Below are 12,081 nucleotides of genomic sequence, written 5' to 3' on the forward strand. Positions count from 1 at the left end.
CCCCAAGCGAAATCGGCGTTCGTGGCACCCCCTCCCCAACCCTCCCCCACAAGGGGGGAGGGAGCAGAGCTGGCGCGTAGTGCCGACATCGCGTCCCAATAGAGAGGGGACAACCGACCGCTCACTTCAGCTTCAGCCCGACCAAGCGCACGAGGCCGTCGGGCATCTGCTTGTAGCCTTCCAGCTTCTTGGTGTGCGCGATCAGGATGCGGCGGTGGTAGAGGTAAAGGATCGGCTCCTCCTCGATCTCGAGCTTGGCGAGCTTCTCGTACAGCGCCTTACGCTGGGCCATGTCAGTGATGAGGCGGGCGTCGTTCAGCGTCTTGTCGGCGTCAGCATTGGCCCAGACGCTGTAGTTCTGCGGCGCGTTGCTGTGCATGAACACGTAGCTGTTGCCGTCGGGATCGATGCGCCCGCTCCAGGACAGCATGTAGGCCTGGTAGTCGCCGGCCTCCGCCTGCTTCAGCGAGGTTGCGAATTCGGTCACCCGGATCTTCATATCGAAGCCGGCCTCCGCCGCCATCGACTGAACGACCTGGGCGACCGCCTCGGTCTCGGCGCCCTTCGGCACCAGGAAGTCGACCGCGACCGGCGGCGTGACGCCGGCCTCCTTCAACAGCGCCTTGGCCTTTTCGACGTCGCGCGCGCGGATCGGGAAGGCCTTCTGATAATAGGGATGCGAGGGATTGACCCACTGGTTGCCCGGCATGAACTCGCCGTTGAACACGACCTGGTTCAGCGCCTCGCGATCGATCGCGAGATCCAGCGCCTGCCGCACCTTGGCCGACTGGCTGAGCGGACCCTTGGCCTTGTCCTTGCCGATGTTGAGCGTGATGCCCTGATAGCCGAGCTCGATCGCCGTCGACAGCGCGAGCTTCGAATCCGCGCGCACGTCCTTGATATCGGTGGCGAGCACGCGCTCGATCAGGTCGAGCCCGCCGGACTTCAGATTGGCCAGCCGCACCGTGGCGTCGACGATCGGCTGGTAGACGATCTTGTCGATGAAGACGTTGTCCTTGTTCCAGTAGTCGGCGAACTTCTCGAACACGATGCGGTCCTGCTGGACGCGCTCGACGAATTTGTAGGGACCGGCGCAGACCGGGCGCAGGCCGAACTTGTCGCCGGCCTCCTTGGCCGCCTTCGGCGACACCATCATGCCGGCACGGTCGGTCAGCTGCGCGATCAGCGGCGAGAACGGCGCCTTCAGGACGAGCTTGATGGTCAGGGGATCGACCACGTCGACATGATCGACCGAGGCCAGCTCAGGCTTGCGGAACGAGCCGGGGAAGGTGAGGTGGCGGTCGATCGAGAATTTTGCCGCCTCCGCATCGAACGGCTCGCCGTCGTGAAACTTTACCCCAGGCCGCAGCTTGATCGTGACTTCCTTGCCGTCGGCGGAGGTCTCGTGCGACAGCGCAAGCTGCGGCACGATGTTGAGCTTCTCGTCGATGTCGAACAGCTTGTCGCAGGTTGCGGCGAAGACGATGCGGCCGACATAGGTGCGAGCCATCGTCGGATCGAGGACGTCGGGATCCTCGGCGAGGCCGATGCGCAACGTGGTCTGCGCCTGGGCGGCCGTCCCGCAAGAGGCCATCACGACGGCCGCGACCGCGGCCAAGCACCAGTTCTTCCTCAGCATACGAAGTCCCCTACGAAATGCAGCCAGTGTCGTTGCACTATCCATACCAACCCCGGTCAGAGGCGGTCCTTCCGGAACTCAAGTCGGGTTCGCCAGCGCCGCCGCGATGCCGGCATCGATCGTCGCGCGATCGGTGATCCCGGCGGGATTATCGCGCGTCGGCATGAACTGGCGGAACACCGCCCAATGCTTGCGGCTCACGCTTTCCAGCCGTTCGAGCTCGGTAAGCGGATCGGGATGATCGTCGACGCGAAGGTCGAGCTCCGACCATTCGTCCTTGCCGTGGATCAGCAGAGCCGCCGATTGCCTGCCGCGCTTGTCGCCGCCGGCGGCCTCGCCGGCCTTCATCGCCGCGATCAGGCGCTGCGCGAAGGGCAGGGCGCTGTTGGCAAGATAAGCGTTCGCAGTCTCGTTCAGGACCTGCGGGCCGGCCAGCATGTTGCCGGCGATCGAAAAGCCCTGGCCTTCGAGATGGCCGCACCAGTCAATGCAGTCGCGGCCGGTATGGGTAGCGATCTGGCCGTTGCGATCGAGGATGTGAAGCTGCCGGCTCTCGCGCCCTGGATCGGCTGCTGTGAGGAGTTGCACGATGTCGCGCGGATGCCGGCCGTCGCGCAGCAGCGTCGCGCCGTCGATGCCGTAGTAGGGATTGACGAGCGCCTGCGTGGCGATGCCGCCGCGGCCGGCGACGATGAACGGCACGCGCGCGCCGACGGCGAAGAAACGGGTGGCGACGGCGATGCCGATCCGGCCGGTTGAATCGTCCTTGGCAATGATCGACCAGGTCATCGTCGCCCCTTAGCGTCCCGCGGCGTAGCCCTGCATGCCCCGCGGATTGGCTGCGGCGCGGCGGCGGCGGCCGACGCGCGAAGCGGCCGTCAGGCGGCCCTCCGACCAATCGGGACCAACCTCGACGACATGGCCACGGCGGCGCAACTCCTCGATAGTCGCCTTCGGCACGCGGCCCTCGACCACGAGCACGCCAGGGCGCGCGGTGCGCGGCCAGAACGAGATCGGGAAATGCTCGGAGTGCCACGCGGGTGCGTCGATCGATTCCTGCAGGTTCATGCCGGCATGGACGTGGCGCAGGAAGAACTGCGTGTTCCACTGGTCCTGCTGGTCGCCGCCGGGCGAGCCCCAGGCGACGTAGGGCTCGCCGTCGCGCAGCGCCATGGTCGGCGACAAGGTCGTGCGTGGCCGCTTGCCCGGCACCAGCGCGGCCGGATGATTCTCTTCGAGCCAGAACATCTGCGCGCGGGTGCCGAGGCAGAAGCCGAGCTCGGGGATGACCGGCGAGGATTGCAGCCAGCCGCCGGAGGGCGTGGCCGAGATCATGTTGCCTTGGGGATCGATGATGTCGAAATGCACGGTGTCGCCGCGCACCTCGCCGAAGCGGCCGACCGTCGGCTCGCCCGAGCCCATCGCGCCGACGGCCTCGCGGTGGCCTGCCGCTTCCCGCAGCTTCACCTCGGCGCCATAGCCGTCGAGCTTGCCGGGCCGCAGCTCCAGCGACGCCTTCTCCGTGATCAGCTTGCGCCGCTCGTCGTTATAGGCATCCGACAGCAGCGTCTGGATCGGGATGTCGGCAAAGTTCGGATCGCCGTAGAACGCCTCGCGATCGGCGAAGGCGAGCTTCGCGGCCTCGATCTGCCAATGGATGAAATCGGGGCCGGTCGGGTCGAGGCCGTCGAGCGCGAAGCCCTTGAGCAGCGCGAGCTGCTGCAAGAGCACCGGGCCCTGGCTCCAGACGCCGGCCTTGCAGACGGTGTAGCGGCCGTACTGATAAGTCAGCGGCGCCTCGATCGTCGGCTGCCAGCGCGCCATGTCGTCCGCGGTCAGCACGCCCTTGTGGCGCGACCCCGAGACGTCCATGACCTCCTGAGTCCGGCAGAAGCGATCGATTGCCTCGGCGACGAAGCCCTGCGACCACGCCTTGCGGGCGCGCTCGATCTGCGCGTCGCGATTCCCCCCGGCGCTCTCGCCTTCGCTGAGGATGCGGGCGTAGGTCTCGGCGAGCTTGGGATTGGTGAACAGCGTGCCGGGACGCGGCACCTCGCCGTTCGGCAGATAGAGTGCCGCGGAGGTCGGCCAGTGCGTCTTGAACAGCTGCTCGACGGTCTGGATCGTCGCCGAGACGCGCTCGACCAGCGGATAACCGTCGCGGGCGTAGGCAATCGCCGGCTCCAGTACGTCGCGCAGCCGCATCGTGCCGTAGTCGCGCAACAGCAGCATCCAGGAGTCGAAGGTGCCGGGAACGCAGGCTGCGAGCAGTCCGGTGCCGGGCACCATGTCGAGCCCTTCGCGCTTGTAGTGCGCGATGGTGGCGCCTGATGGCGCGGGGCCCTGGCCGCAGATCACCTCGGTGCGTCCGCGCTTCACGTCGTGCAGGATGATCGGCACGTCGCCGCCGGGGCCGTTGAGATGCGGTTCGACGACCTGCAAGGTGAAGGCGGCCGCGACGCCGGCGTCGAACGCATTGCCGCCGCGCTCCAGCATCGCCATGCCGACGGCGGTGGCGAGCCAGTGCGTCGAGGTGACGACGCCGAAGGTGCCGTCGATCTCGGGGCGGGTGGTGAAGGGATCGGGATTGATGAAGCTCATGGCGCCCTTTGATCTGTGCAGTTAGTCGCCGTCATTGCGAGCGCAGCGAAGCAATTCAGGGCCCAGGATGAGGCCCCTGGATTGCTTCGTCGCTTCGCTCCTCGCAATGACGACCCATTTGAATTCCGTCGTGTCGCTTCACGCCACCGATGCCGTCGGAACGGCCGTCGCGGCCGGCTGGTTCACTGCGTGACACGCGACGCCGCCGATCAGCTCGGGCGCCTTCTGCCGGCACAGATCGAACGCCAGGGGACAGCGTGGATTGAACGTGCATCCCGACGGCGGATTGATCGGGTTGGGAATCTCGCCCTTGACCGGAATGCGCTGGCGGCCGGACATCGACAGGTCCGGCACCGCGCCGAGCAGCATCTTGGTGTAGGGCATGCGCGGATCGTTGAAGAGCGCGCGGCCCTCCGCGATCTCGACGATGCGGCCGAGATACATCACGCCGATGCGGCTCGCCATGTGGCGGACGACCGCGAGATTGTGGCTGATGAACAGATAGGTCAGCCCGAACTTGTCCTGCAGGTCGCGCATCAGATTGAGGATCTGCGCCTGGACGGAGACGTCGAGCGCCGAGGTCGGCTCGTCGCAGACGATGAACTCGGCCTCGGACGCAAGCGCGCGTGCGATCGCGATGCGCTGGCGCTGGCCGCCGGAGAATTCGTGCGGAAACTTCTGGCCGTCGTCCGGATGCAGGCCGACCAGCGTCAGCAGCTCGCCGACGCGGTCCTTGATCTGGCGCTCGCCGTCGATGAGGTTGAAGGCGCGGATCGGCTCGGCGATGATGCTTTCGACGCGGAACCGCGGGTTGAGGCTCGCATAGGGATCCTGGAACACCATCTGGATGCGGCGGCGCAGCTTGCGCCGCACCTGCGCCTGGCGCGCCTCGCTCATCGACACGCCGTCGATGATGACCTCGCCGGAGGTCGGCGCCAGCAGCCCGACCACCATGCGCGCGACCGTGGTCTTGCCGGAGCCGGACTCGCCGACGAGGGCAAACGTCTCGCCCTTCTTGATGCCGAAGCTGACGCCGTCGACCGCCTTGAGAAACTCCTGCGGCTGGCGCTCGATCACGCGGTTGAGCCAGGGTTTCGAGACGTCGAACACCCGGCGCAGATTCTTGACCTCGACGAAATCGCTCATGCCGCGGTCTCCGTCGCGCGATCATACAGATGGCAGGCGACCGCCTGCGTACCCTGGCGCAGCGGCTCCGGCCGGTCGATGCGGCAGCGGTCGAAGGCGAAGCTGCAGCGCGGATTGAACGAGCAGCCCGGCGGGATCGCCGACAGCCGGGGCATCGAGCCGGGAATCTGCACCAGCCGCTTGTCCTCGCCGGCGAGCGTCGGGATCGCGCCCATCAGGCCCTTGGCGTAGGGATGCAGCGGGTTCTTGATGACTTCCTGCACCGGGCCGATCTCGGCGACGCGGCCGGCATACATCACCGCCACGCGGTCGCAGGTCTCGGCGATCACGCCCATGTCGTGGGTCACCAGCATCACGGCGGTGCCGTGATCGCGGCCGAGCCGCTTGATCAGCGAGATGATCTGCGCCTGCACGGAGACGTCGAGCGCAGTGGTCGGTTCGTCCGCGATGATCAGCTCGGGCTCGGCGCACAGCGCGAGCGCGATCACGACGCGCTGGCGCATGCCGCCGGAGAACTCGTGCGGATAGCCGTCGATGCGCTTCTCAGGGGCGGGAATGCCGACCTCGGCGAGCAGGTCGATGGCGCGCTTGCGCGCCTGCTGGTCGGTGAGGCTGGTGTGGGTCTTGATGGTCTCGATGATCTGGTCGCCGACGCGATACAGCGGATTGAGCGAGGTCAGCGGATCCTGGAAGATCATTCCGATGCGCTTGCCGCGCACCTTCCGCATCTCCTCCGGCGGGAGGTTGTCGATGCGCAGGCCGGACAGCAGGATCTCGCCGCCGGAGATCCGGCCGGGGCGGTCGATCAGGCCGATCACGGCAAGGCCGGTGACAGACTTGCCGGCGCCGGATTCTCCGACGACGCCAAGTACCTCGCCCTTGGCGATGTCGTAGGAGACGCCGTCGATCGCGCGCAGGGTGCCGCGCCGGGTCTCGAACTCGACCTGCAGATTGCGCACGGACAGAACGGGGGCGGTCATGTGGTCAGACCTTCATACGCATGAACGGGATCATCGCAGTTTCGGGTTGAGAGCGTCGCGCAGCCAGTCGCCGAGCAGGTTGATCGCGAGGATCAGGCCGGCCAGCGCAATGCCGGGGAAGGCGACGATCCACCATTCGCCGGCAAACAGATAGTTGTTGCCGATCCGGATCAGGGTTCCGAGTGAGGGCATCGTCTCCGGCATGCCGGAGCCGAGGAACGACAGTGTCGCCTCGGTGATGATCGCGAGCGCCAGGTTGATGGTGGCGATGACCAGCACCGGTCCGGTCGTGTTGGGCAGCACGTGGCGCAGCATGATGACCGGCGCGGGCAGGCCGATCAGCTGGGCGGCGGCGACGTAGTCCTTGTTCTTCTCGACCAGCACCGAGCTGCGCACCGTGCGCGCATATTGCACCCAGAACGACAGGCCGATGGCGAGCACGAGCACCCCCAGCATGCTCAACCAGTCCAGACGATTGCCGGAGACCGATTTGGCGATGCCGTTGACCAGGAGCGCGATCAGGATCGGCGGGAAGGTCAGCTGCACGTCGGCGATGCGCATGATCACGGTGTCGACGCGGCCGCCGAAATAGCCGGCGACCAGCCCGAGGCCGATGCCGAGCGCGCCGGAGAACACGACGCCGAGAATGCCGACCAGGAGCGAGATCCGCAGGCCGTAAAGGATTGCGGAGAGCACGTCGCGGCCCTGCTCGTCGGTGCCGAGCAGGAACGGGCTCTGACCATCCGCGGTCCACAGCGGCGCGATGCGGGAATTGAGGAGCTGCAGCTGCGCCGGATCGAACGGGTTCTGCGGCGACAGCAGCGGCGCGAAGATCGCCAGCAGGAAGAACAGCAGCGTGACGACGGCCGCGGCCAGCGTCAGCTTGGAACGGCGGAACGAGTAGAACAGGTCGCTCGCCAGCGCGCGCTTCAGCCAGCCGTCGCTTTTTGCGTGCGGCGCCTCGACGGGCGTGGGGTGGGGCAGGGCTGCGTCGCTCATGATCAGGCCGGACGGCTGATGGTCGCGCGCAGGCGCGGATCGACCACGGTGTAGAGGATATCAACCACGAGATTGATGGTGACGAAGATCAGCGACACCATCATCAAATAGGCCGCCATGATCGGGATATCGACGTTCTGCACCGCCTGCACGAACAACAAGCCCATGCCCGGCCATTGGAACACCTGCTCGGTGATGATCGAGAAGGCGATGACGGAGCCGAACTGCAGGCCGACCACGGTGATGACCGGAACCAGCGTGTTGCGCAGGGCGTGGCCGAAATGGATCGCGCGGGTCGTCAATCCGCGGGCGCGGGCGAAGCGGATATAGTCGGTGCGCAGCACCTCGAGCATCTCGGCGCGCACGAGCCGCATGATCAGCGTCATCTGGAACAGGCCGAGCGTGATCGACGGCATGATCAGCGCCTTCCAGCCGGAGAGCGTCAGCAGGCCGGTCGACCACCAGCCGAGCTTCACGACGTCGCCGCGGCCGAACGAGGGCAGCCAGCCGAGCGTCACCGAGAACAGGTAGATCAGCAGGATGCCGATCAGGAAGGTCGGCAGCGAAATGCCGATCAGCGACACCATCTGGAACAGCTTCGCCATCAGGGAGTCCCGGCGCAGCGCCGAGAACACGCCCATGATGATGCCGAAGAACAGCGCGAGGATGGTCGCGCACACCGCGAGCTCGAGCGTCGCGGGCATGCGTTCCTTGAGGAGATCGGACACGGGCTGGCGGAACTGGTAGGAGACGCCGAACTTGAACTGCGCGGCATCGAACAGATAGCGCCCGAACTGCACGATGAAGGGATCGTCGAGGCCGAGGGACTGGCGGATCTGCGCGCGTTCCGCAGACGATGCGTCGATCGCCACGAGCTGGCTGACCGGGTCGCCGGCGAAGCGGAACATGGCGAACGCGATGATCCCGACGGCGATCATGACGCCGATGGCCTGAATTGCTCGGCGAAGCGTGAAGGCGAGCATCTGGTCCTTTCAGTCCCTCTCGATCGCGCGGCGGGTAGCACCTGCCACGGAAAATGAAAAGTCCCGAAAAGCAGGTTCTGCTTTCCGGGACTCCTGGTCGTTGGCCGAACTACTCGGTCTTGTTGGCCCAGAACATCAGCACGGCGTTGTCGGCGCGCAGCGGGATCTTGACCTTCTTCGACACGCCCCAGGCCACGGCCTGCTGGTGCAGCGGGATGTAGCCATAGTCCTTGATGCCGATCTCGAACGCCTGCTTGATCAGCTGATCGCGCTTCGCCGGGTCGGCCTCGACCAGGACCTTGTCGGTCAGCGCGTCGAACTCCTTGTTGCAGTAGTTGCCGAGATTGGCCTCGCCGCGGGTCGGGTCCTTGGGATCCTCGCGGCAGCCCATGATGTCGTGCATCACATTGTGCGCGTCCATCGACGAGGGCGTCCAGCCGAGCAGGAAGAACGAGGTGTTGTATCCGCCGGGCTTCAGCACCTTGGCGAAATACTGCGCCTTGGGCTGCGCGTTCAGGTTCACCTTGACGCCGATGCGGGCGAGCATGCCGACGACGGCCTGGCAGATCGCGGCGTCGTTGACGTAGCGGTCGTTGGGGCAGTCCATGCCGACCTCGAAGCCGTCGGGATAGCCGGCCTCGGTCAGGAGCTTCTTGGCCGCGTCCGGATCGTATTTCGGACGGGTGAAGTCCTTCGACAGCGCGTAGAGCTGCGGCGCGATCATCAGCGCCGACGGGGTCGACAGGCCGCGCATGACCCGGGTCTTGATCAGCTCGACGTCGATCGCCTTGTAGAACGCCTCGCGGACGCGGATGTCCTTGAAGGGGTTCTTGCCCTTGATGTTGGAGTAGAGCAGCTCGTCGCGGGTCTCGTCCATGCCGAGGAAGATCGTGCGCAGCTCGGGTCCCTTGAGGACCTGGGCGTTCGGGCTGGAATCGACGCGGCCGATGTCCTGCACCGGAACCGGCTCGATGATGTCGACCTCGCCGGACAGCAGCGCCGCGACGCGCGTCGCGTCAGAGGAGATGGTCGTGAACACGATCTCCTTGAGATTGTGCTCGGGCTTGCCCCACCAGTTCGGATTGACCTTGAAGACGGTCTTCACGCCGGGCTGATGGCTCTCGATGATGAAGGGCCCGGTGCCGTTCTCATGCAGCGCGGCGAAGCTCGGCGTGGTAGCCGAGACCGGCGTCGGCGCGACCGAGTTGTTGTCCTCGCACCACTTCTTGCTCATGATGAACCACGTATCCCACTGCGAGATCAGGATGGGATTGGGCGCATCGAGCTTCACGTCGACGGTGTAGTCGTCGATCTTGATGAACTTGGCGTCGGGCGGAACGTTGGAGAGGAAGTTGGAGCCGGTGGCGCGAACGCGATCGGCGGAGAAGATCACGTCGTCGGCGGTGAACGGTTCACCATTGTGGAACTTGACGCCCTTGCGCAGATGAAAGCGCCAGCGGGTCGGCTCGGGCGTTTCCCAGCTCTCGGCCAGCGCGGGGACGATCTTGAGATCCTTGTCGCGCGCGGTCAGTCCCTCATAGACGTGGGCATGGTGCGCAATCGTGGTCGATTCCTTGAAAGTATAGGGATCGAGCGACTTCAGGGTGCCCTGGTTGGCGTAGCGCAGGGTCTGCGCCGAAGCCGGCATGACGGCGAGCCCCAAGGCGACCGCTGCGGCGATGAGCAGGGATTTGCGTCCCGACATATGTCCAAATTCTCCGCGTTTGACGCTTGTTTTCGTGGCAGGCGCGTTTTGATCCGGCCTGCCTTGCTTCGAAGTTCGTGATGTCTGCAGCGCCTCTTGCACGAACTTCAAGAAGCAACAAGACGCCGGGCGATGTGCTTGCAAGTCCGATGCCGCGCCGGAATGAACTGATCCCCAGCTTGTGGCTTGTCGGACCCGCGGCACGTCCATCCGAATATGTTGCCAGAGTTCGGCGGCGGCACACAAGGGCACTTTGTTTAAGCCTAAACGATATGGTTACACCCGGGCCGCTGATGTGCGGTGCACGCACCCGTGTGGGCGGCGCGGTCCGGACCGCCGGGCCGGGAGATTGACCATGTCCCGGGAATTGCGCACCTGCAGCAACGCGCCGCTTGCTAGAGAGGGGGCGGCGCGGTGATACTGGGCGTTCTCCACCGGCTGGGGGATGGGCGTCCCGTGGTCACGGGATCCGACTGGATCGGGGGGGATGGTTTGAACAGCGCGGAGCGGACATGAAAGTCAACATCGAGATCGATTGCACACCGCTCGAGGCGCGGCAGTTTTTCGGACTTCCCGACCTCGGCCCGATGCAGGCCGCCGTCATGGACAGGCTGCAGCATCAGATGACGAGCAACATCGACAAGCTGACGCCCGAAGCGATCATGCAGAGCTGGTTCACCTTCGATCCTCGCCTGGCCGAGCGGTTCCAGGATCTGATGCTGACCATGACCGGCCTCGGCGGCAGCCGCTCGAGCTCGAGCGACAAGAAGTCGGCCTGACGGCCGCGGGCGGCGATCGCGATTTCGCTCTGCGGAACCGACGCCGTGCCGGCGCCGCCACAGCGCCGAGGGCGCCTTCATGTCGGGGCAGGGAGCAGGCTCCTTGCCGTCGCCAAAGACCGGCCGACAAAGGCCGGCTGACCACTTCAGGGAGGATGCATGAGCGATCCGGCTGGGATGCCGCCGCTGCAGTTCGCGACGACGAACGGCATTCGCATGGGCTATTACGAGGCCGGTCCGGTGACGGACGCGCCGCCGATGATCCTCTGCCACGGCTGGCCCGAGATCGCGTTCTCCTGGCGGCATCAGATCAAGGCGCTGGCCGACGCCGGCCTCCGCGTCATCGCGCCGGACCAGCGCGGCTATGGCGCGACCGACCGGCCGGAGCCGGTCGAGGCTTATGACCTCGAGCATCTCACCGGCGATCTCGTCGGACTGCTCGATCATCTGAAAATCGACAAGGCGATCTTCGTCGGCCACGACTGGGGCGGCTTCGTCGTCTGGCAGATGCCGCTGCGCTACCCGGACCGCGTTGCCGGCGTGGTCGGCGTCAACACGCCGCATCTGCCGCGTGCGCCCGCCGATCCCATCGCGATCATGCGCAAGCGGTTCGGTGACATGATGTACATCGTGCAGTTCCAGGACCCCGCGCGCGAGCCCGACCGCATCTTCGGAAGCCGGGTGGAGCAGACCTTCGACGCCTTCATGCGCAAGCCGCTGCCGCGCCACGACGCGCCGCCCACCGAGCCGCCGGCCGCGGGGATCGCGGCGTCGCCATCGCTGAACCTGGCGTTCCCGCAAATGATCGCGGCCTATGACGCATCGAAGGACATGCGGCGGCCGATTCTCTCGGACGCCGAGAAACGGGTGTTCGTCGAGACATTCTCGCGCACCGGCTTCACCGGCGGCATCAACTGGTATCGCAACATGACCCGCAACTGGCAGCATTCGGAAGGCCTCGACCAGACCGTGCTGGTGCCGTCGCTGATGATCATGGCCGAGAACGACGCCGTGCTGCCGCCGTCGGCCGCCGACGGCATGGAGAAGCTGGTGCCGGACCTGGAGAAGCATCTCGTCCGCGACAGCGGCCATTGGACGCAGCAGGAGCAGCCGGAGGAGGTCAGCGCCAAGCTGATCGAATGGCGGCGGCGGAGGTTCGGATAGGGGGCGACCGTTCATTGACGGCGTGATGCTGTGAGACCTTCAGGTGAGAGCCGAGGGCCTTACCAGACACTCGGTGTCGTCCCGG

Annotated in this window: 10 protein-coding genes; 2 read left to right on the forward strand and 8 right to left on the reverse strand. The window is 65.9% G+C overall.

Going from position 1 to position 12,081, the window contains the following annotated elements; all coding sequences use genetic code 11:
* Positions 1-121: 121 nt before the first annotated feature.
* The 8 genes from BRAO375_RS01530 to BRAO375_RS01565 form a co-directional block, all read right to left on the reverse strand.
* Positions 122-1,594, reverse strand: a complete 1,473-nt coding sequence (locus BRAO375_RS01530) for an ABC transporter substrate-binding protein (protein ID WP_009025682.1) — start codon at positions 1,592-1,594, stop codon at positions 122-124.
* Positions 1,595-1,717: 123 nt separating this feature from the next.
* Positions 1,718-2,428 carry a DUF1028 domain-containing protein gene (locus BRAO375_RS01535; protein WP_009025683.1) on the reverse strand — a complete coding sequence of 237 codons (711 nt, stop codon included), beginning with the start codon at positions 2,426-2,428 and terminating at the stop codon, positions 1,718-1,720.
* 9 nt (positions 2,429-2,437) lie between these two features.
* Positions 2,438-4,240, reverse strand: a complete 1,803-nt coding sequence (locus BRAO375_RS01540; RefSeq protein WP_009025684.1) for a gamma-glutamyltransferase family protein — start codon at positions 4,238-4,240, stop codon at positions 2,438-2,440.
* A gap of 138 nt (positions 4,241-4,378) precedes the next feature.
* The gene (locus tag BRAO375_RS01545) at positions 4,379-5,386 is read right to left on the reverse strand and encodes an ABC transporter ATP-binding protein (protein WP_035638336.1); all 1,008 of its coding nucleotides are present in this window, start codon (positions 5,384-5,386) and stop codon (positions 4,379-4,381) included.
* On the reverse strand, positions 5,383-6,366 hold the full coding sequence (locus tag BRAO375_RS01550; RefSeq protein ID WP_009025686.1) for an ABC transporter ATP-binding protein: 984 nt from the start codon (positions 6,364-6,366) through the stop codon (positions 5,383-5,385). The genes BRAO375_RS01545 and BRAO375_RS01550 overlap by 4 nt, the downstream gene beginning before the upstream one ends.
* Before the next feature lie 30 nt (positions 6,367-6,396).
* Positions 6,397-7,365, reverse strand: coding sequence for an ABC transporter permease (locus BRAO375_RS01555; protein WP_009025687.1), 969 nt, complete (start codon positions 7,363-7,365; stop codon positions 6,397-6,399).
* Positions 7,366-7,367: 2 nt separating this feature from the next.
* Positions 7,368-8,348, reverse strand: a complete 981-nt coding sequence (locus BRAO375_RS01560) for an ABC transporter permease (RefSeq protein ID WP_009025688.1) — start codon at positions 8,346-8,348, stop codon at positions 7,368-7,370.
* A gap of 109 nt (positions 8,349-8,457) precedes the next feature.
* Entirely contained in the window at positions 8,458-10,053 is a 1,596-nt protein-coding gene (locus BRAO375_RS01565; RefSeq protein ID WP_009025689.1) for an ABC transporter substrate-binding protein, read from the reverse strand.
* A gap of 512 nt (positions 10,054-10,565) precedes the next feature.
* Here BRAO375_RS01565 and BRAO375_RS01570 point away from each other — a divergent pair.
* Positions 10,566-10,832 (forward strand): DUF6489 family protein, encoded by a 267-nt coding sequence (locus BRAO375_RS01570; protein WP_009025690.1) that lies wholly within the window; start codon positions 10,566-10,568, stop codon positions 10,830-10,832.
* Positions 10,833-10,991: 159 nt separating this feature from the next.
* Positions 10,992-11,996, forward strand: coding sequence for an alpha/beta fold hydrolase (locus BRAO375_RS01575; RefSeq protein WP_009025691.1), 1,005 nt, complete (start codon positions 10,992-10,994; stop codon positions 11,994-11,996).
* The last annotated feature ends 85 nt before the right edge of the window (positions 11,997-12,081 follow it).

This window comes from Bradyrhizobium sp. ORS 375 (assembly GCF_000239775.1).
GTDB lineage: Bacteria > Pseudomonadota > Alphaproteobacteria > Rhizobiales > Xanthobacteraceae > Bradyrhizobium.

What these genes read in the sequence shown, in the direction of transcription:
- BRAO375_RS01560 (WP_009025688.1), bottom strand. Translation starts at nt 8,348, where the DNA reads ATGCTCGCCTTCACGCTTCGCCGAGCAATTCAGGCCATCGGCGTCATG.
- BRAO375_RS01550 (WP_009025686.1), bottom strand. Translation starts at nt 6,366, where the DNA reads ATGACCGCCCCCGTTCTGTCCGTGCGCAATCTGCAGGTCGAGTTCGAG.
- BRAO375_RS01555 (WP_009025687.1), bottom strand. Translation starts at nt 7,365, where the DNA reads ATGAGCGACGCAGCCCTGCCCCACCCCACGCCCGTCGAGGCGCCGCAC.
- BRAO375_RS01540 (WP_009025684.1), bottom strand. Translation starts at nt 4,240, where the DNA reads ATGAGCTTCATCAATCCCGATCCCTTCACCACCCGCCCCGAGATCGAC.
- BRAO375_RS01575 (WP_009025691.1), top strand. Translation starts at nt 10,992, where the DNA reads ATGAGCGATCCGGCTGGGATGCCGCCGCTGCAGTTCGCGACGACGAAC.
- BRAO375_RS01535 (WP_009025683.1), bottom strand. Translation starts at nt 2,428, where the DNA reads ATGACCTGGTCGATCATTGCCAAGGACGATTCAACCGGCCGGATCGGC.
- BRAO375_RS01570 (WP_009025690.1), top strand. Translation starts at nt 10,566, where the DNA reads ATGAAAGTCAACATCGAGATCGATTGCACACCGCTCGAGGCGCGGCAG.
- BRAO375_RS01545 (WP_035638336.1), bottom strand. Translation starts at nt 5,386, where the DNA reads ATGAGCGATTTCGTCGAGGTCAAGAATCTGCGCCGGGTGTTCGACGTC.
- BRAO375_RS01530 (WP_009025682.1), bottom strand. Translation starts at nt 1,594, where the DNA reads ATGGCCTCTTGCGGGACGGCCGCCCAGGCGCAGACCACGTTGCGCATC.
- BRAO375_RS01565 (WP_009025689.1), bottom strand. Translation starts at nt 10,053, where the DNA reads ATGTCGGGACGCAAATCCCTGCTCATCGCCGCAGCGGTCGCCTTGGGG.